Annotated in this window: 15 protein-coding genes and 1 pseudogene; 2 read left to right on the top strand and 14 right to left on the bottom strand. The window is 67.9% G+C overall.

Annotated elements, in window-relative coordinates:
• The first annotated feature begins 503 nt into the window (after positions 1-503).
• Positions 504-1,217, top strand: a complete 714-nt coding sequence (locus ACWH43_RS20435; RefSeq protein WP_158445307.1) for a helix-turn-helix transcriptional regulator — start codon at positions 504-506, stop codon at positions 1,215-1,217.
• A gap of 296 nt (positions 1,218-1,513) precedes the next feature.
• Here ACWH43_RS20435 and ACWH43_RS20440 read toward each other — a convergent pair.
• From ACWH43_RS20440 to ACWH43_RS20490, 11 genes and pseudogenes are all read right to left on the bottom strand, one after another.
• A pseudogene (locus ACWH43_RS20440) lies at positions 1,514-1,644 on the bottom strand (IS3 family transposase); the annotation flags it as partial.
• A gap of 217 nt (positions 1,645-1,861) precedes the next feature.
• A complete protein-coding gene (locus ACWH43_RS20445; protein ID WP_158445306.1) occupies positions 1,862-2,896 on the bottom strand; it encodes a GSCFA domain-containing protein in 1,035 nt (344 codons plus the stop codon).
• 125 nt (positions 2,897-3,021) lie between these two features.
• A complete protein-coding gene (locus ACWH43_RS20450) occupies positions 3,022-4,482 on the bottom strand; it encodes a polysaccharide pyruvyl transferase family protein (RefSeq protein WP_158445305.1) in 1,461 nt (486 codons plus the stop codon).
• On the bottom strand, positions 4,479-5,660 hold the full coding sequence (locus ACWH43_RS20455) for a DUF4185 domain-containing protein (protein WP_158445304.1): 1,182 nt from the start codon (positions 5,658-5,660) through the stop codon (positions 4,479-4,481). The genes ACWH43_RS20450 and ACWH43_RS20455 overlap by 4 nt, the downstream gene beginning before the upstream one ends.
• On the bottom strand, positions 5,657-6,835 hold the full coding sequence (locus ACWH43_RS20460) for a polysaccharide pyruvyl transferase family protein (RefSeq protein ID WP_158445303.1): 1,179 nt from the start codon (positions 6,833-6,835) through the stop codon (positions 5,657-5,659). Before ACWH43_RS20460 ends, ACWH43_RS20455 begins: the two co-directional genes overlap by 4 nt.
• 32 nt (positions 6,836-6,867) lie before the next feature.
• A complete protein-coding gene (locus tag ACWH43_RS20465) occupies positions 6,868-8,172 on the bottom strand; it encodes a glycosyltransferase family 4 protein (protein ID WP_158445302.1) in 1,305 nt (434 codons plus the stop codon).
• A gap of 2 nt (positions 8,173-8,174) precedes the next feature.
• Positions 8,175-10,376: a glycosyltransferase family 2 protein gene (locus ACWH43_RS20470; protein ID WP_158445301.1), complete on the bottom strand. Its 2,202-nt coding sequence runs from the start codon at positions 10,374-10,376 to the stop codon at positions 8,175-8,177.
• Between the two features lie 4 nt (positions 10,377-10,380).
• The gene (locus ACWH43_RS20475) at positions 10,381-11,133 is read right to left on the bottom strand and encodes a hypothetical protein (protein ID WP_158445300.1); all 753 of its coding nucleotides are present in this window, start codon (positions 11,131-11,133) and stop codon (positions 10,381-10,383) included.
• On the bottom strand, positions 11,130-12,377 hold the full coding sequence (locus ACWH43_RS20480) for a glycosyltransferase family 4 protein (protein WP_158445299.1): 1,248 nt from the start codon (positions 12,375-12,377) through the stop codon (positions 11,130-11,132). The genes ACWH43_RS20475 and ACWH43_RS20480 overlap by 4 nt, the downstream gene beginning before the upstream one ends.
• Positions 12,374-13,237 carry a class I SAM-dependent methyltransferase gene (locus tag ACWH43_RS20485; RefSeq protein WP_158445298.1) on the bottom strand — a complete coding sequence of 288 codons (864 nt, stop codon included), beginning with the start codon at positions 13,235-13,237 and terminating at the stop codon, positions 12,374-12,376. Before ACWH43_RS20485 ends, ACWH43_RS20480 begins: the two co-directional genes overlap by 4 nt.
• On the bottom strand, positions 13,234-15,525 hold the full coding sequence (locus ACWH43_RS20490) for a glycosyltransferase (RefSeq protein ID WP_158445297.1): 2,292 nt from the start codon (positions 15,523-15,525) through the stop codon (positions 13,234-13,236). The genes ACWH43_RS20485 and ACWH43_RS20490 overlap by 4 nt, the downstream gene beginning before the upstream one ends.
• On the opposite strand from ACWH43_RS20490, the gene ACWH43_RS20495 reads away from it, so the two are divergent.
• On the top strand, positions 15,524-15,697 hold the full coding sequence (locus ACWH43_RS20495; protein ID WP_260349106.1) for a hypothetical protein: 174 nt from the start codon (positions 15,524-15,526) through the stop codon (positions 15,695-15,697). The two genes, ACWH43_RS20490 and ACWH43_RS20495, sit on opposite strands and share 2 nt — an antisense overlap.
• Here the strand turns inward: ACWH43_RS20495 and ACWH43_RS20500 are convergent.
• From ACWH43_RS20500 to ACWH43_RS20510, 3 genes are all read right to left on the bottom strand, one after another.
• On the bottom strand, positions 15,679-16,473 hold the full coding sequence (locus ACWH43_RS20500) for a calcium-binding protein (protein WP_158445296.1): 795 nt from the start codon (positions 16,471-16,473) through the stop codon (positions 15,679-15,681). The genes ACWH43_RS20495 and ACWH43_RS20500 overlap by 19 nt on opposite strands.
• Before the next feature lie 273 nt (positions 16,474-16,746).
• Positions 16,747-18,102: an HlyD family type I secretion periplasmic adaptor subunit gene (locus ACWH43_RS20505; RefSeq protein WP_158445295.1), complete on the bottom strand. Its 1,356-nt coding sequence runs from the start codon at positions 18,100-18,102 to the stop codon at positions 16,747-16,749.
• Positions 18,099-19,853, bottom strand: a complete 1,755-nt coding sequence (locus ACWH43_RS20510) for a type I secretion system permease/ATPase (RefSeq protein WP_158445294.1) — start codon at positions 19,851-19,853, stop codon at positions 18,099-18,101. The genes ACWH43_RS20505 and ACWH43_RS20510 overlap by 4 nt, the downstream gene beginning before the upstream one ends.
• Between the last annotated feature and the right edge of the window lie 180 nt (positions 19,854-20,033).

Below are 20,033 nucleotides of genomic sequence, written 5' to 3' on the forward strand. Positions count from 1 at the left end.
CCGAGGAAGAGGCCGAGGACGGCGGTCGCGATGGCAGCGAGGAATCCGAAGGCGACGTTTGAGATGGTGCTGTGAGCGGCGAGGAGGTCACGTCCGGCGCTCACCGCATGAGTGGCTTGAACTTTGGGAGCACGCGCACCCACGCAGGGCCGTCATCCAGAGAAAGCAGCATCCCGACAGGATTGTCAGATGGAACGGTAGCGTCGGGTGGATGGTCCAGAACATCCCGTTCTGCTCGCACACGGCGATGGCCAGGCTGCAGCTCGGCGAGCCGATGCCGACGCCGAGGATACCCAGCAGCGGCCCGGATGCAGCCACCGGAGTTGGGGCGGGATCCGAACGGGATCATGGCCGGGATGCCCGAATCGATCATGTGATGACCACTGCGGCAGCTTCCGATCACCTGTATTTCTCCACGTTGAAACAAGTAGATACTAGATACTCGTCGACTGCTGACATGACCCTGTCAGCAATCTCATGCGAATTGCCTTAAGAGGTCTGCCATGAGAAGAACGAGCCGCCTTTTCGAACTTATCCAGGCGCTGCGAGGGGCACGGCGCCCGCGCACGGCGGCGGGGCTCGCCGAGCAACTTGAGGTCTGCAAGCGGACGATCTACCGCGACGTTGCATCGCTTCAGGCGATGGGCGTGCCGATCAGAGGCGAAGCTGGAGTCGGTTACTTGATCGAACCGGGGTTCGACTTGCCGCCGCTCATGTTTTCCATCGAGGAGGTTGAAGCTCTTGTCGTCGCTCTGTGCCTCTTGCAGCGGACGGGCGACGCAGGCTTGAACATCGCGGCCGAAACGATCCTGGAGAAGATTCGGGACGTGATCCCGCAATCTGTTCGTGGTCCGCTTGTTGCCGACAGTCTTTACGCGACGCCGAATGGCCCCTCCCCGGTCATGGGCGTGGATGTGACCATCGTCCGGCGGGCCATTCGCGAGGAGCGGAAACTGTTCCTCAACTATTCAGATGCCGAAGGTGAGGCAACGTCCAGACTGATCATGCCCATAGCGCTTGTGTATGACGTCGAAGCCCACATGATCGTCGCCTGGTGCGAGTTGAGGGGCGCCTTCCGCCGCTTCCGGACCGATCGAGTTCGATCCTGTTCGCCAACCACCGAACGTTTTCAGGGTGAAGGCGACACTTTACGTCGTCTGTGGCAGGCAGAATTGGGGGTGCGGAATGGCGATTGGTCGACCATGAGAATGCACTGAAAGATCATCAAACTGAAATTCCTCGTCGAGGCCGCGACGGCCGCAACGGATTGCGCAAGCGCATGACGCGCTGATTGGGGAGAAAATCGCGGCGGTGATCTTTCCCTCTGCGTCGGTCCGAAACCGCGACGCAACCCCGGCGCATAGATTTCGTCCACGGTCGGCTTCCGATCCCGTTCCCGCCGCTCATCGGATTGATCGAAGCGTTGCAAATCGAACATGGTACGGTAGCAGACCGTGTCGCAGGTTGGAGATTATGAACCGCCCCGGTTTCGCCGGAGGCGGTTTGGTTTGAGTCAGGCTGCGATGGCCGGCTCGTCCAGCATCGCAAAATAGCGTTCCGCAGCTTCGGCCGGCGGGCTGTTGCCGATAGGCTCCAGCAGCCGGCGATGATGAAACCAATCGGCCAGGTCAGCGTCGCGAATTCCGAGACCCGGAGCCTGTTCGGCGCCGGCGCGTCGGACACCCGGTTGACATGATCCGGCGGGCGCGGCGCGGCCTTGTTCCGGACGGTCGTGCGGATCGGCTTGCCGCGAATGACACCTTACAGGCCGAGCTCGGCCATCAGGCGTTCGGCCGTGCAGCGGGCGACGTCGAACCCCTGTTCTCAACACACCCTAAATCCCCAGCGCGAACACTACGGGTCAGGCGGCCTGCGACTGCTCCTGCGGCGCCAGATAGGCGTTCTGGAAGGTCGTCATCACATGCGCGACCATATCGCGGGCGATGTGGAGCTGGTCGTCCTGGAAGGCGATGGCCCGCGGCGAGTTGAGCACGATCTCGTAGCTCGGGAAGTAGTCGACGAAATCGTGGCGCCGGAACAGCTCCTCGGCGACCGCCCGCAGCACCGATTTCGAGGCGCTGTTGGCGACGATGACGTCGGCGTCCTTGAAGGTCGCGCCGAACGGCACCGGCGAGACGGTGACGACGAAGCGCATCTCCGGGTGGCAATGCTCCCGGATCAGCCCGATGATCTCCTCCATGTCGGCGAGCGTCGCGTCATAGCCGTAGTCGACGAAGCGGAAGCGCTCCGGCATGCGCTGCAGCCAGCTCGGCCCGGGATGCGCATTCATGGCGATGCCCGTTTCGGCATCGAGCCAGGTCTCGGTCAGGCCGAGCGTGAAGAAGCAGACGCGCGCCTGCCTGATCTGCGCGGTCGCCGCGGCGAGACGCTTGCGGTTGGCGAGGGCGTTCTCGCGGTCGAGCAGCCGGAGCCCGCTGGCCTGCGGATCGAACCATTGCCCGGGGGCCAGCTCGATCAGCCCTTCGTCCGGATAGCTCTCGCCGAGCAGGGCGCGCTTGAGTTCATGCGTCATCGAGCGCACCGAATATTTGTTCAGCGCGCCCCGGCTGAGCTGGCCGCGATCGGCACCGCCGCCACGGCCGGTTTCCTCGTTCCAGGTCTCGAAATGCTCGGCCGGAACCCCGTGTCCGTTGAGCAGCAGTTGCAGGCCGCGCATCATCAGGATGTTCTCGACCTCGCGCGCGAAGCACGAGCCCATGGTGAAGATCGGCCAGGAGGGATCGATCCTGAATTTCGGCTTGTGCTCGATGGCGAGATAGCCGCCCGTGGTCAGGCGCTCCTTGGCCATCTTCTCCGGCTTGCCCGAGGTCCAGCCGCGCACGGGGTTGCCGCGCATGATCGAAAGCGCCGTGCCTGCATCGTATTCGATCTTCATGATCGTCTCCTGATGGGTTGAGAACCGATAGGCTTGCAGTCTTGAGTTCGGGGCCCTGCGCCCTCCCCAGCCTGCGAAGGCGGTTCATCGGGCGGGGGCAGTTCGACCGTGATCCCGCCCCGCCCTCACATCCGGTGGGGAATGCCGTTCCGGTCGAGGAAATCGCGCATCCGGTCGTAGGACGCGGCGTAGCTCTTCACGAGGCTGCCGAGCGCCGCCTCCCGATACACCGCGCGCCAGCCGCCCTCGGCCAGGGCCGCTTCCGGCACGACCGGAATCTTCAGCGTCTCGGCCAGTTCCTGGCTGCGCGTGTCATAGGCGACGAGCACGCCCGGCACGCCATGCGCGACCGCCGGCAGCACGCCATGGACGCGATAGCCGACGGCGAGATCCTGCGAGCGGGCGAAGGCGTCGTAATGCTCGACGTCGAAGAAGGAAAACAATTGCTTCTCGTAGATGCGGCGCATCGCGGCATCGTCCGGCCCGCTCCACCAGCCGGTCCGGACGAATTCGGAAACCGCCTTTTCCTTGGCCGCGGCATCGCGCAGGAAGAAAGCCTTCTCCTCCTGCTCGCCATGCGAGGACATCACCATCTCGCTCTGGGCATCGACCTTGAGCAGCGCGGCCTTCTGGTTGCGCAGATAGGCTTCCGGATCGGCGGTATAGCTCTTGTCGGCCTCGCGGCGCAGGCTGAACGCGACCTTGCGGATCTCGCGCTGGTCGGGCACGCGGATCTGGAGGTCGCGATTGCGGGTGCGGAAGATCGAGGGACAGCCGACCACCTCGACATTGCGGATGCCGTTCTGCCGGAGCGTCTCGGCGCTGAAGGCACCGCGCACGCCGATGGCGGCCGAGCGCTCGGCCACGATCGACCAGAAGCGCCTGGAAGCCTCGGGCAGCTCGATCCTGCGGTTCCGGCTCGCCTGGGCTCCGACGCCGATGGCATAGACCGGCAGCTTCACCTTCTCCAGCACCTCGACGGCGCGAAACCACTCCATGTTCTCATGGATGAAGTTGGAGCCGCGCACGAAGATGAAATCGAACTCGCTGGCATAGCGCGCGATGTCGGCATCCGTCGGCGCCATGATCTTCATCGGCTCCAGATGCGCATAGCGCAGGAGCTTCAGCGTCGAATCGTAGACGATCATGTCGCCGATGTTGAAATACTCGCTGAGCAGCTTCTCCATCGGCGCGCGGTACCAGCGCACCTTGTCGTGGTCGTAGACCTCGCCCGCCGGATAAATCACCAGCGCGCGCAGCTTGGCTTCGGTCGGAATCGGACGCAGGCCCGAGCCGGGAGCGAGCGTGCCCGTGGCGGCATCGGCCACCGCGATCGAGCGCAGGCGCCCCTCGGGCAGACGCGGCAGCGGAATCGCCAGCTCGGCGACAGGCGCTTCGCCGGTGACGATCGCGCCGGGCTGGATCGTGGCAAAATCCTGCCCGTCGAGCATCAGCCTGAGCGCCGGCCAGCTTCCATCCGGCCGGCGGCCGACGGAAACGACGATCTCGCTTGTGGTCGCGCGCAGGATTCGGGTGGCGCTCTCCAGCAAAGCGGCGGAGGCAGGCGAGAGCACGGGCGCGTTCATGAGCCCTCCTTGACGAAGCGCAGTTTCAGGCGGACCAGGTCGCGGTCGGGGCCGAGCTTGCAGCCGGTGACGTGCATTCGCGCCATGAACAGATAGGCCGTGTCCCCGGTCGTCTCGAAATTGCGCGAGCGCGATTGCGGGTCGGCCATGGCGCCGTAGCCGTAGCGAACCTGGTCGCTGCAATCCTTGCTCCACATGGTCGGATGCACGAGGAGCGTCTGCAGCGGCGACCAGTGGATCAGATCGTCGGACCAGCTATAGGCGACGCGGCCGCCCGCGATGTTCCGGCGCGGGTCCGGGCCGAGATGGAAGAGCGCGACCCATCGTCCGCTCGCCTCGTGCCGGGTGACCGAGCCGACCGTGGTCGGCAGCTCCCTGAGCGTCCGGCACGGCCGCGCCTGGCTGAGATCGTCGCGATAGGGATCGACCGCGGGAATCGTGAAATCCTGCCCGTCGAAGGCGCGCCAGGCCGTGGGGTCCTTGATGTCCGTCGACCGGAACAGGCAGACGCCGCTCTTCTGGCCCTCGCCGCCGGTCGTCGCGATCAGCGCATACCAGGCACCGTCCTTCTCGACGATGTTCGAGGGGTTGAAGAAGCCGCGATGCCGGCCCTGATCGACATCCTGCCGGTAGGGCGGCGCGGCGACGAGCGGACGCGGCTCGTCGGTCCTGAAGCTGCGTCCGCCATCGTCCGAGCGGGCGGCGGTGACGACGTTGTACCAGCAGCTCATCGCGTCCTTGAAGCGGCAGGCGCCGGGATGCTTGTCGGCATGGTACTCGGCATGGATCAGCGCCTCGACATGGCGCCCGTCACCGGTCCAGGTCGCGGCGATCCAGCTCTTGTCGCTGAACGCGCTCGGATCGGCGCTGTTCTTCGCCTCGAAAGAGACGGCGCAGCTCTTGCGGATGGAGGACAGGTCAGCGCCGATCAGCGGACGGCTGCGATAATGGCTGGCGAAGGCGACGACCTCGCCCTTGTCGTCGCGGAAGGCGCGCAGCGGCGCGTCCGGCAGATCCCACTCCTCGCAACGCTCGCGCGCCCAGGAGACCACCGTCTCCTCCTGGGCGCCGGGCGCGACCTCGAGCCGGTAGCCCGGTGCCTGCGCCCATGCGGCCAGAGGCGCCAGCAGCAGGAACGCCGCCCACGATGCCGCGCGCATTGTGCGGGCGCCGCTCATGCCACCTTCCGCTGCGGTTGCGTCGCCGGCGGCATCATCTTGTTGTCGACGCCGTTCTCGACGAGGAAGTCGCGCATCTGCCCGTAGACCTGGGCGTAGGCCGCGTTGAAGCGGTCGAAGCGGGACTGGTCCCAGTACTCCTCCAGCCTGAAATCCTGTCCGGAGAAGACGTCGACGCTCGGAATCCTGAAGGTGTCGGCGAATTCGACGGTGCGGCTGTCATAGGTGAAGTAGATCGCCGGCGTGCCGTTGGCGAGCGCCATCAGATTGCCGTGCAGCCGGTAGCCGAGCACCAGATCGAGCCCGCGCACCAGCCGCTCATATTCCGCGACGACGTCGGAATAGAACATCCGGCCCTGGTAGAGCCCAGCGACCTGCTCATCGAGATACCAGTTGTCCGCCCAGGCGTTGTCCCTGAGCGCAGCCATCGCCGCAGCCTTCTGCTCGGGCGTGCCGAGGGCGAGCTTCTTCTCCTCGGCCTCGCCCTGCGACATCAGCGTGACCTCGAAGCGGTCCGCCATCGCCTTCACCAGATCGCGGTGGAAGGTGAGGTAGCGCTTGATGTCCTGCGCATAGGTCTTGGAGACCTCGCGCCGCAGCGTGACGCCGACCTTCCTGACCCGGTCGAGCGGCGGCAGGCGGATCGCGAGGTTGGGATCGTTGTTCCGGAAGGCGGTCGGGCAACCGATGATGCGGACATTCCTGATGCCGAGATCGTTCAGCACCTCGGCCGAATAGGCGCCGCGCACGCCGAGCGAGGCGGTCGAATCCGCGATCAGCCTGAGGACCGTCTTGGTCGCCTCGCTCAGCTCCAGCTTGCCGCTGACCGGCGCCTGCGCGCCGATGCCGAAGGCGATGACCGGAATCCTGAGCCGGCGCAGCACGTCGGGGGCCTGGGCCCAGTCCATCTCCGCATGGACATAGTTCGAGCCACGCAGGAAGACGTAGTCGTATTCGGCATTGAGCCGGTCGATCGCCGCCGGGTCGACACGGTCGATCGGCAATTCGTCGAGCTTCTCGAAATTGAGCAGCTTCAGCGAGGAATCGAAGACGAAGGCGTCGCCGATATTGTGATAGTGATCGATATGGGCGGCGAGATTGGCGTAGTCGTACCAGCGCACATTGTCGTGGTCGTAGACCTCCCCGGACGGGCTGATGACGAGGATGCGGGCCATGGACGGGATCTCCCCTGTTTCTCGTTATGGTTTCAGGCGATCATCGCGGCCGGATCGCGCTGCGCCGGCTGAGGACGGCTGCGTTCGGCGATGAGCCGGCGGTAGAGTTCCAGATGCGTCTGCGCACATTCACGATGGCTCAGCGGCCGCTTGATGCCGCCGCGCAGCCGGTCCCAGAGCCCGGGCTCGGTCAGGGCACGGGTCATGCAATCGACCAGGTCCTCCGGGCTGCCGGCACGGAAATGCAGGCCGTCGACCTCGTCGGTGATCTTCTCGGCCATGCCGCCGAGCTGGCTCGCCAGGATCGGGCGGCCGTGGAAGAACGCCTCCTGGATCACGATCGGCGAGTTCTCCCACCAGACCGAGGGCATCACCACCCAGTCGACCGAGCGCATCAGGTTCGGCATCTCGTGGTTCTGGAAGGGGCCGCAGAAGCGCACCCGGCGCCCGGCGCTCTCGACCAGCGCGGCGAACTTGTCCTGATAGGCCTGCGGCTGGCGTTCGAGATTGCCGCCATAGACCAAGAGGATCGCATCATCGTCCCAGACCGAATCCGGGATGCGCGTCACCGCATCGATCAGCACGTCGGCGCCCTTATAGGGCGTGAGCTGGCCGAAATAGGCGAAGCGCGAGCGCCGCGTCTTGCCCTCCGGCAGCGGGCGCGGCGGGGCCGGAGCGGCGACGTCGATGCCGTTCTCGATCACCGAGAAGCGCTCCTCGGCGAGGCCCCAGTCGATATAGCGGTCGGCCAGGAAGCGGCTCGGCGAGACGAAGTGGTCGGCAAGCCCGAGCATGCCCTTGATGAAGGTCTCGCGCGCCAGGAAGCGCGCCGGCGCGATCTCGGGGAAGCAGGCGTTGCAGTCGGTCGGCGAGGCCCGGTAGCAGAGCTTGAAGGCGCCGGTCTTCACCATCTGCCCGTGATGGTGGCAGATCGAGAGATATTCGTGGAAGGTCACCACGATCAGCGCGTCCGGCAGCGCATCGCGCACCGCGAACAGGCATTCGAGCCCGAGCCCGATGAAATGGTGGAAATGCACCACATCGGGCTTGAGATCGTGCAGCACGCGCACGAAATCGCGCTCGATCTCCTCCGTCGCCCGGTTGGAGATCAGGAAGTGGTCGTAATCCTCGGCATAGTAGAGCAGCTCGCCGCCGCGCTGGCGCAGGCTCATCAGCGCCGTGCCGGCATGGCGCGGCGTCGGCGCGCCGACGCGGGCGAGATAGTGAGAATCCACGCCTTCGCCGGCCTGCAACCCCTTGTGCAGGTTGTAGGACGCCACCTCCGCCCCGCCGAGCGAGAGCGAGGGATGGCCGTGCGATATCACGAGAACCCGCATCCTCAGCCTTTCATATTGGAGATGGCGAGCGCCCAGCGCCGGTCGAAGCTGGTCCGGTCGGCGAGCTGGGCGAGCGCGCCGGCATGCGGCGTCGCCGTCTCGCCGTCATCGACCGCATAGACCTCGACATCGGGCACCCAGAGCGAGGGCGAGCCCGCCATCCTGAGCTTGAGGCAGAGATCGAGCCCTTTCTCCGCCGTGGTGAAATAGTTGCGCGCGAAGCCGCCGACCTCGATGAAGGCGGCGCGCGACAAGACGCAGCATTCGCTGGCGCCAGCCGCGACCTCCATCGGGCCGAGATTGCCGACCGCATCGAGCGGATAGCCGACGAAGCGGTTGGCGATACGCCGGTTCGCGCCCTCGCCTTCCAGCCAGGCGCCGGCCCAGCGGATCGAATCGTCCTCGAAGAGCAGCGTCGGGCTGGCGACGCATTGGCCGCCCCGCGCCCGGTAGGCCCGCTCCAGCCGGCCGAGCCAGCCCGGCATCCGGATCTGCGCGGCCCCTGAGAGCAGCGCGACCGTCTGGAAGCGGCAGGCGCGCACGCCGGCTTCCAGCGCGTCGCAGGCATCCTCGACGCCTTCCACGGCGACCAGGCGCACCGACAGCCCGTAGAAGCGCGCAAGCCGGCGCGCTTCCGCACCGACGCGGTCGAAACTCTCCGACGGGGCGGCGAGCACGATCGGCAGGGGCCGGGCTTCCGGGTCCATCGCGAGCAGGGCGAACAGCGCCGACAATTCCCGGTGGCGATGGTCGAGCCCGACCACGAGGCCGAGCGGCGCCTCGGGATCGAAAGGACCGACATCGAGGGTCTCGGCCGCGCGCGGCGGCGCGATCTCGGCCGCCTGCAATGCCGGCGCGATCTGGCGCTCGACCACGGCGTTGGCGGTCGAGGAGCGCGGATCGAGCAGGCCGAGCACGCGTTCCAGCGCGCTCCGCGCCGGGGCGCGATTGGGTTCGAGCGGCAGGAAGGCCGGGCCGCTCCCCTGCACCTCGAAGGTGAGATAGAGCGGCTGGCCCGCTTCGGGCACGAGCTTCGGGGCGAAGACGATGAAGCCGTGATTGTTGCGCCGCGAGGCGAGCGCCGGGCCGAAGCGCGGATCCTCCATGAAGGCCGCCGTCACATCGGCGCGCTGCACCCGCGTCCAGAGCCGGTCGACCGCGCAGGACCGGCTGCCGCTACACAGCGTGACGCCGCCGACCCGGCGCTCGGGATCGAACAGCCAGCCGATGATCAGCACGCCGGTACCCTCGATCACCGTCACCGAGTCGATGCCGGCGCGCACCGGCTCTTCCAGCAGGCAGACCGTGTCGCGCCCGTCGAAGCGCTGCGAGGCCCGCCTGAGCTTGTCTGCCGTCGCCTGAGGCGCGGTGCCGCGCTGCAACCCGTCGCGCAGATGGCCCGGCACGGTGATCGGCTCGAGCAGGACGTAGCGCTCATAGACCTCGAGCGCCCGCCAGCCGTCATTGCCGCGGAAATAGAGGCGCTCGATCTCGCCCGGACGCTGCACATGGCAGTCCTCCAGCAGGCCGAAGAAGCCGCGCGCCCCGTCGCCGAGATCGTCGCGCTCGAAAGTCCCGGTTTCGAGATGGGCCGGCGACAGGCCGCCATGCGAGATCAGGAGCTTGACCCGCCCCGCGGCGAAATGGGAGGTCCAGCCCTGCAGGAAGATACCCTCGCCCGGCCCCGTCGTTTCGCCGAGCGCCCCCATCACCTCGACGAAGCCGCCGGGCCGCGCGACGGTCTGCAACAGCATCGCCACCGCCCGCAGGCGGCGCGGATTGGGCGCGCCGGTCAGCAGCACTTCGAGCAGCCCGTCGACCACGCTCGGAAAGGCCTGGCCGGCATCGTCGGCGAGATCGGAGAGGAAGGCCTGCAACGGCTGCGGCTTCGCCGCCAGGATCAGGCGCAACGGCCGGCCCGGCCGGCCGATCAGCAACGCGCCGCTACCGCTCGCATCGACGCTGGGCGCCGGCGCCAGGCAGAGGAAGCCTGTGGCCAAAGACGTCTCGGCCCCGGGCCGGCGCCAGCTCAGCACCATGGTCTGCGCCCGATTGCGCGGATTGCCGTCGACCGCGACCGGCACCTTGGCCGGAATGGCATCGCAGGCGCTGCGGACGAGGATGGCGTTCTCGCCGAGCGGCGTCCAGGCCACGGTCGGCGCCGGGGCGACGGCCGTCCTCTCGGGAACGATGACCTCGCTCATCGCCTCAGCCTCCCCACAGCGTCACGGCCAGCGTGACGAAGGACATCGCGGCGGCGAGCGCCGACAGGAAGCCGAGGATGACCGTGACCTGCCGCAGCGGCGCCCGCGCCTCCTTGCGGATCGCTTGCAGGCGCTCGTCGAAGCCGCGCAGCGTGCCGTCGAAGCGGAGCTGGAACACGTCCAGCTCGGCGATGCGGCGCATGATCTCGCTCTGGCTCTCGGCCTCGGCCTTGGTCGCCTCGGCCAGCGCATGGTTCTCCTCGAGCCGCGCCGCGATGCGGTCGAGCTTCTCGTTGAGCTCCTTCTGGGCGAGCTGGCCGCGCCGGTTGAGCGCGATCAGCACCTCGACCTTGTCGAAGAAGCGCGCCAGCGGCACGGCGATCGCGGCCTCGGCCGCGAGCTCGTCCGGAGCCGGCAGGCGCAATTCCAGCTCCGCCCCGGTCTCGGGCGAGACGCCGACGACCCTGAGGCGGTTGCGGGCCGCGACCAGCGCCTCGTCGAGTTCCATCGAGAAGGCATGCTTGCCGTCGCCGATGCCGTTGCGGCGCAGATCGATGCGGCTTTGATCGGCCGCGGTCTCAGCCGCAAGCCTGCCGTCGCAATAGAGCCTGACCGTGACGGCCTGGTCGGGGCGGGCTTCGTCCCAGATCCAGCCATGCAGGCGATTGCCGTCGAGGGCGTCGATCCGGCCGTTCAGCCGTGCCGGATTGACGTTCGGAAGGCGGGCTTCGTTGTCCTGATATTCAGCAGTGGTCATGCGGCCTCCGCGAGCTTGAGGCTGTCGAAGAGGGCGAGGTGGCGGCCGGCGCATTCAGCGAGCGAAGGCTGCTCGGCAATGCCGTGGACGAGGCGCTGCCAGAGCCCGGCCTCCTCCATCGCCCGGCGCAGGGTGCGGGCGAGCGCAGCCGGGTCGCCCGGCCGGACATGCAGCCCGTCGATCCCGTCGCGCACCATCTCGGCCATGCCGCCGATGGCGCTGACGATCGGCGGACGGCGATGCTGGAAGGCTTCCTGGATGACGAGCGGGGCGTTCTCCCACCAGATCGAGGGCATCACCACCCAGTCGATCTCGGCCATCAGCGCCGGGACTTCGTCGCGGGCGTAAGGCCCGCAAGGACTGACGACCCCCGCAGTATCGGCGAGCGCGGCATCGAGCGCGCTGGTGAAGGCCTCGCTCTGGAACGGCGCGCCGCCATGGATGCGCAGGCTGAAGCCTTCCTCTCCGGACGCTTGCAGGATCCTGGCCGCCTGCAGCAGCGGCAGCACGCCCTTCCAGGGGTTGAGATTGCCGAAATAGCCGAAGCTGGCGCGCCGGCCCGTGGCCGGGCGGTGCGGTGCGGCCTCCTGGGCCGGGCGGGCATTGGCGATGACCTCGACCCGCTCCGCCGGCAGGCCCCAATCGACATAGCGCTGGCGCAGGAAACGGCTCGGCGCGACGAAGCGGTCGACGGCGGCGAGATGCGTCTTGATGAAGCGCTCGCGCAGCAGGAAGCGGTCGGAGCCGATCTCGGGGAAGCAGCCATGGCAGGCGGCGGGCGAGGAGCCCATGCAGCGCTGCCGGTCGCCCGGCCGCACCATCAGCCCATCATGGTGGCAGATCGGGTAATAGTCGTGCAGCGTCATCACGATCGCCGCCTGCGGCAGCAGCCGGCGCGCCAGCGTCAGGAACTCCGCGCCGATCAGCACCAGGTGATGAACGTGGATCACCTCCGGCCGGAACTCCTCCAGCAGCGAGCCGAGGTCCTGCAGCGTGCCGTAATGATCGATCTGGCTCATGTGGAAGCGGTCGTAATGCGCGCTCCAGAGCAGCACGTCGTCGCCGACGGATTGCAGCGCCGTGCCGGGATGCGGCTCGCGATGCATCGCGTTGGTCGCGCCGAGGAACAGCACCTCGCAACCCTGCTCGCGATAGGCCCCCGCGAGATCATGGGCGAAGATCTCGGTGCCGCCCGGATGCAGCGCGGGATGATTGTGCGCGACGACGAGGATGCGGCGGCTCATGCCCTGCCTCCCGGTTCCTTGCCTCCCGGTTCCTTGCCTCCCGGCTTCGTCGCGATCAGCAGGTCCTGGTAATGCGCCGCGCTGATGCCGCGCCAATGCCCCGGCCGCAGCGCCTCGACGGCGAGCCCGGCCTGCATCGCCTGTTCCACCAGGAAGCGGCTGTCGATCCCGGCGGCGGCGAGCGGCGCCTCGTCGATGGCGTACCAGCCCGGTCCGTCCTGCCAGCGCTTGAAGGAGAGGCGCTCCTGGCCGGTCTCCGCGCCGTCGATGGCGAAGGCGGTGAGGAAGAGGCGCCCGCCCGGCGCCAGAAGCCGCGAAGACTCCTGCAGATAGACCACCAGCTCCTCGGGTGGCAGATGCGTCGCGACCGAGGTCATCGTCACGAAATCGAAGCTGCCATTGCCGAAGCCGAAGCGAACCTCGATGCCCGGCAGGGAGCCCTGCGGATTGTAGAGCGGATGGGCGATGTCGAGCCGCTGGAAGCGGAAGCGCGGATAGGCCGGCGTGATCGTCTGGGCGCACCAGAGGATGCCCTCCGTCACGGGATCGACGCCGTCATAGCTGCCGCGCTCGGGGTCGAGATACTGCGTCAGCGGCACCGCCATGCGGCCAATGCCGCAGCCGATGTCGAAGACGCGCTCATGCGGCTTCAGCCGGCCGATCCGGACGAAATGGCCGAGGAACTCGGCGCCGATCGCGCGATAATCGCCGTCGCCGACGAAGATCGAATCCGGCGGCGGATGCGGCATGAAGCGGTTGCTCTGCAGCGAGGCCAGCAGCCAGTCGAGCTCGGGCCCGGCGGATATCTCCGCCGGAGCCGGCTCAGCCGCGATCTCTCTCAAGGCCGTCATTGCCGTCATGCCGCGGTCGCTCTCCTGAAGGTGAAGCGGGGAACGAGGTCGGGTGCGCTCGGCACCGGCTCGGGCAGAGCGGGCTCCGCCGCCGAGCTTTCGAAGGCCAGCATCAGCGCCTCGATCTGCGCATCCCAGCGCCGCGTCTGCAGCCAGGCATTGTGCTGGGAGGCGGCGCCGCGCGTGTAGTCGGCGCTGCGCGAGATCGATTGCCGTTCGAGATGATAGAGCGCGACGCTCGGCGCATAGACGATGCCGAAGCCGGCGCGCCGCACCTTGAGGCACAGGTCGCTGTCCTCGTAATCGCCGATCACATAGCTCTCGTCGAAGCCGCCAAGCTCGTCGAAGAGCTCGCGCGGCATGACGATGCAGGCGCCGGTGACGCCGGGCACGGGCCGCTCGACATTGGCCGGCCCGTAGCTCCCGGGCATGCCCTTGAAGTAGTGATGGTTGAGCCAGATGCCCTTGCTGTCGCGCTTGAAGAACAGCCCGGCATGCTGCAGCGAGCCGTCGTCATAGAGCAGCTTCGGCCCGACGGCGCCGACGCGCCTTTGCCGGTCGAGCTTGCCGATCAGCGCCGGCAGCCAGCCATTGCCGGCGGGGATGACGTCGGAATTGACCAGCGCCAGCGCCTCGCCGCGCGCCCTGAGCGCGCCGGCGTTGCACGCGGCCGAGAAGCCGCCATTGCGCCCCATCGCCACGAGCTGCATCGGCAGCCCATAGGCGAGATGCAAGCCCCCGAGGAGATGCGCCACCTCGGCCTCGTGCTCCGGCGAATCGAGCACATAGATCAGCTCGGCATTCTCGACGAACCAAGGATCGCCGGCGAAGGCCGCGACCTGCACGCGCAGGAAGTCGTAGACGCGGTAGAGCGGGATGACGACGGAGGCCTTCGGCCGGGCCGCGATCGGCCCGAAGCGCTTGACCGTCGGCTCCGGCCGGGTCTCGCCGAGCTCGTCCTGGCAGGCAGCGAGGATCGGCGCCAGCGTCTCCTCCAGCATCGCGGCGGTGAGATATTGCGGCGGGATCGCCGACAGCGCCCGAGCGCGGATCGTGGCCGGGTCGGCCGGCTGGACCGGCGGGCGCAGCGTCAGCGTCGTGCCGGACCGCAGCTTGATCTCGCAGCGCGGCTGCAGCACCGGCGCGCCGGCGGCATAGTCCGAGGCGAAAGCGGCGAAGCCCGTCGCGGCGCGCGTCTCGCCTTCCTCGCCCGTTGGCAGTCTGACCGGGAAGCGCTGGAGCCGCGACAGCATGGCGATCGGCTCGCCCGCCCCGCGATGCAGCAGCACCTCTTCCAGAAGCTCGTCGGGATCGCGCAGCCAGCCGCCGATCAGCAGGCCCGCGCCGTTGCAGACCGCGAGATCGAGCTCGGCGGCGGGGAGATCGTCGTTGCGGCGGACATGCTGAACCGCCAGCGGCACGCGCCGCTGCATCTCGACAGCGAGCAGGCGGCCCTGTTCGGACAAGCCCGCGAGCTGCTCGACGACCCAGTTGCGCAGGCCGTCGCGGCTCGCGGCCTTGCCGGCCCACCAGCGGCCGAGCGACGGCGCCGCCTGCCGCCCCGGCAGGGACCGGACCACGAGCGAACGCTCGCTCTGCAGGATCAGCAGCCCGCCGCCGCGCACGGGCGGCTCTTCCATCACGAGGTGAAGCTCGCGCTTGCCCGTCCTGTCGGCGATGCCGACGCGCGACGGGAGGTCGAGGCGCACGAGGCCGGCGCCATCGAGACGGGAGACCGTCTGAAGGCCCGTGAAATCGCCGGGCACGATGGCCTCGCACAGCCACTGCCCTTCGACCAGCACCGCGCTGGGCTGCATCGCCACGGGCTTCGGAAACAGCAGCAGCAGGAACTGGCGCAGGAAGGACAGGTAGTTCGGCGCCGTCGAGAGGCCGAACAGGGGCGGCCAGGCCCGCAGCAGCGCGTTGGCCAGGACAAGCCGCGCCTGCGGCGCGAGGTCCTTCAGGATCTCCTTGGGATCGGCGAGGCCGTGGACGAGCGCCGGATCGAAGGCCGCGGTCACCTCGCCCTGCGGCCCATGACCGGACAGGGTCGCGGCGATGTTGCCCTGCCCCGCGGCCCGGAACGCCACCGCAAGGCGTTCCCGCCCGTCGCGCAGGCCCAGCGAGATCGAGGCGGCGGCGAGGCGGCGGCCGCCGCCCGTCAACGCGATCGAGGGCTTCCCGAAAGGCGAGGCTTCGAGCGTCCAGCACAGCAGGAAGACCGATCCGCCGAGACGGTGCAGTTCGAGCTGGGTCGGAGCGGCCACGGCCGCGGCGACGGGCGCGAGTGAAAGCATGAAGACGTTCCTGCGGCACGGAAGGGGCCCGGAGCGCCGGCGGGAGATGGAGATCCATCTCGCGGAGAAGCCGGCGCTCCGGGACGTCGTCGGGACGCGCCTGCCGCCGTCCGGCCAGGAGCCGCGGCCGGGCGGCGAGTCGCGTCAGGCCGATCAGGCGACCGAGAAGTAGGAGTGCGGGTCGGCCTGGACGTCGTCGGCGCTCACACCCACGAGAGTCACGGTGTCGCCATGGCCGAGGTCGATGACGGTGTTGCCGCCGACCGTGGTCGCGCGGGCCGCCACGTCCTCCGCCGAGTGGACGCCGGTGCCGTTGATGTCCGAGGCGATCTGCAGGATGTCCGCGCCGGCTTCGAAATCGAGCACCACGTCGTTGCCGCCGCCACCCGCGAAGACGAAGGTGTCGTGGCCGGCACCGCCCTGCAGGATGTCGTCCCCGGCGCCGCCGAACAGCAGGTCGTCGCCCGCGCCGCCCTGGAGCAGATCGTCGCCCGCTCCACCCTGAAGGATGTCGTTGCCCGCGCCGCCCTGCAGGATATCGTTACCCGCGCCACCCTGCAGGATGTCGTTGCCGGCACCGCCCTGCAGAAGGTCGTCGCCAGCACCACCCTGGAGGATGTCGTTGCCGGCGCCGCCGAGGAGGGTGTCGTCACCCTGCCCGCCGGAGAGGACGTCGTCGCCCTCGCCGCCGAAAAGGGCATCGTTGCCCTCGTCGCCGGAGAGGAAATCGTCCCCCCGCCCGCCGAAGAGGATGTCGTTGCCCTCGCCGCCGAACAGCGCATCGTCGCCGCCGTCGCCATAGAGCAGATCGTTTCCGCCTTCGCCGAACAGGGAGTCGACCCCGTCGCCGCCATGCACGATGTCATGGCCGTCGCCGGCGAGAATGACATCGCTGAAACGCGTACCAATCAAATGGTCGTCGAATGCACTTCCTTCGATCGTTGCCATTCGGCGCCTCCTAAGTAGTTGATGATCCCGGATCTACCGGCGGACCAGCCGCGGATCTTCGTATCCGGATACTGTTCCGGCGACATAATTCCATCATATCGCCGCTCGACATCCTGAGGATTACGCAAAGCGTGCAGTGCATCAACAAATTTATTGTGACCATTTTGCGATGCATCATGGATAAATCTATGATTTTTACTCAGAAAAACCTTCCTTATTTGCGCAAATATACTTCCAAATTTGAAATAACGCCCCGCAGGCCGCCGCGCCGCCTCAATCCTCGCGGAAAGCGCGGTTGAAGCTGTCGGTGAAGGGCGAGATCAGATAGTCGATCGCCCGGCGCGCGCCGTTGACGATCATCACCTCCGCGGTCATGCCGGCATGCAGCGCGACCTTGTGGTCGCGCAGGCTCTGCGGGTCGATCTCGGCGCGCACGACGAAATAGGCGGCGCCGGTCTTCTCGTCGACGAGCTGGTCGGGCGCGACATAGCTCACCTTGGCCTCCAGCGGCGGCAGCAGCCGCGAATTGAACGCCGTCAGCCGCACCCGGGTCGCGGCGCCGACGCGGACCGCGTCGATGTCCCGCGGATCGACCTTGGCCTCGACGATCAGCGGCTCGTTCTCCGGCACGATATCGAGGATCGCCTCACCCGCCGCGATGGCGCTGCCGGCGGTGCGCATGCGGATATTGGCGACGATGCCTTCCTGAGGGGAGGTCACCACCAGCCGGCGCAGCACGTCCTCGGCCTGGACGATGCGCTCGGTGACCTCCGACAGGGCGAGCTGGGTTTCCTGGATATCCCTGGCGATCTCGTTCTGCCGGTCGAGGCTGATCGACAGGATCTCGAGATTGGCGCCGGCCACGGCCTGCTCGGCCTTGGCCTTGCGGGCGGCGTATTCGCCGGCCCGGCCGGCGAGCTCGCTCTGCCTGGTCTGCAGTTCGACGAGCTGGCTGCGCTTGGTATAGCGCTTCTCATAGAGGTCGGCGAAGATCCTGACCTCCTCGTCGATCAGCGAGCGCTGCCGGTTGGTCGCGTCGATCTGCGCCTTCAGCGCCTCGGCCTCGGCCTGATACTGCTCGATGACCCGTTGCTGGATCTGGATCTTGCCCTCGTGGACCTCCGCGCGCGACCTGAACAGCGTGCGCTCGGCCCGCAGGACCTCGCGCGTCACCGGCGTTTCGGCGCGCTCGATATCGTCGGGGAAATCGACTTCCGCGGCCTTCGTCTGCTCGGCCCTCAGGCGGGCGAGCTTGGCCACCAGGCCGACGCGCTTCGCTTGCAATTGCTGCAATTCGGCCCGGGCCCGGGCGTCCTCCAGCCGCAGCAGCGGTTCGCCCTTGGAAACCCGCTCGCCCTCCCCCTTCAGCAGGGTCTTCAGGATGCCGCCCTCGAGATGGCTGACCGTCTTGCGCTTGCTGTCGACGGCGACGACGCCGCTCGCGACGGCGGCATTGTCCAGCCTTGCGGTCATGGCCCAGGCGCCGAAGCCGCCGAAGCCGACCCCGATCGCCGCCACGCCCGCCAGCACGAGGCTGCGCAGGCTCGGCACGCGCTCATCCGACTCGTCCAGCGGCGGCACCGCCACCAGGGCGCGTTCGGGGCGCTTGATCAATGAACGCCCGGTCATGCCGTCGCTCCCCGAACAGCCGGTGCCGCGGCGGGCGCCGCCGCCGCCGGCTCGATCTCCACGCGCCCGCTCGGCGAGATCATGCCCGCGATCGCTGCCCGCGGCCCGAATTGCTGGACGCGGCCGTCGCGCAGGACGAGCAGCTTGTCAACCACCTGCATCACCGACGGCCGATGCGCGATCAGGACGACGATCGCGCCGCTCTCGCGCGCGGCCATCACGGCGCGGATCAGGCTCTGCTCGCCCTCGGCGTCGAGATTGGCGTTCGGCTCGTCGAGCACGATCAGGCGCGGCATGCCGTAAAGCGCGCGCGCCAGGCCGATGCGCTGCCGCTGGCCGCCGGAGAGCCTGAAATCGCTGTCGGCGACGCTGGTGTCGTAGCCGAGCGGCAACCGGCCGATGAGCTCGTGCACGCCGGCGATGCGTGCCGCCTCGAGGATGGCGTGCGGATCGGGGTCCTGCATGCGCGCGATGTTCTCGGCGATCGTGCCGTTCAGCAGCGAGACCGATTGCGGCAGGTAGCCGACCATGGCGCCGAAGGAGCCGCGCTCCCAGAGATAGGTGCTGTGGCCGTCGAGATAGACGCCGCCGGCATTCGGCTTGAGCACGCCGACGAGGAGCCGGGCGAGCGTCGACTTGCCCGCGCCCGACGGCCCGACGACACCGAGCACCTCGCCGGGCTCCAGCGAGAAGGAGACACCCTTGATCACGGTCTGCTCCGAGCCGGGCGGAGCGAAGAGCGCGCGATCGACGACGAGATCGCCCTGGCAGGGCGGCGTCGGCACCGTCTGGCGCTGCGAGCTGCGCGACAGGACGAGCTCGCGCACGCGCTTCCAGGCCGCCGCGGCGAGGACCCATTGCCGCCAATCCGTGATCATCGAATCGAACGGCGCCAGCAAGCGGCCGAGCAGGATGCTCGCCGCCATCAGCGTGCCCGCGGTGACCTCGTTGCGGATGATCAGGAGCGCGCCGGTCGCATAGACCGAGAGCTGCATCGTCATTCGCGACGAGCGCGTCACCGCCGCGATCAGCTTGCCGCGGCGCGTGCCCATGTCGAGCTGCTCGATCATCGCGAGCTGCTGGCCGCGCCAGCGCCGCGCCAGCGCCGGCAGCATGCCCATCGCCTCGATCGTCTCGGCATGGCGAAGGCTGGCGCCGACCTCGTTGATGCTGGCGACGCCGGCCTCGTTGGCCTCCTTCAGCACCCGCCGCGTCAGCATGTCCGACAGCACGCCGAGCAGCAGCAGGATGATCAGCGAAGCCAGCCCGACCAGCCCGTAGACGGGATGGAGCAGGAACAGCACGGCGAGGAAGACCGGGGACCAGGCCGCCTCGAGCGGCGTCGCGATCGCCGAGCTCGCGATGAAGAACCGGATGTCGTTGAGGTCCCGGATCGCCTGCGTCGCCTGGCCCGAACCCAGTTCCAGCGAGGCGCTCACCGCCGCCTGCAGAGCCGGCAGGTTGAGCCGGCGCGCGAAGATGCTCGCCATGGCCTGGAAGGTCAGCGAGCGGATGAACTCGATCGTGCCGTAGAGCGCCAGCGCCCCGACGGCGATGACCAGCAGCATCGTCAGCGTGTCGTAGCTGTGGCTGACCGTGACCCTGTCCTGGACCTGCATCATGAAGAGCGGGACCGTCAGCAGCAGCAAATTCACGCACAGGCTCAGCAGGGCGGCGTAGCCCAGCCCGCCGACGAACGATCTCTGCAGGTCCCTGATCAGGATATCGGGAGCCGGCCTCACCGCCTTCATGCATATCTCCGGAAGCGAAGGTTGTCGGGCAGAGAAGGCGATGTCGTCATCACCCTGCGTCACCCATGCGTCAGCATCCGCAAACGAGATACGGGAGTGGTGTCAAGATTATGACAGATTAGATCTCTACCTTGCCGAGTCAGGCGACAGAAAATGCGGCATTATTGTGCGATATTTTGA

The organism is Allobosea minatitlanensis (assembly GCF_964020775.1).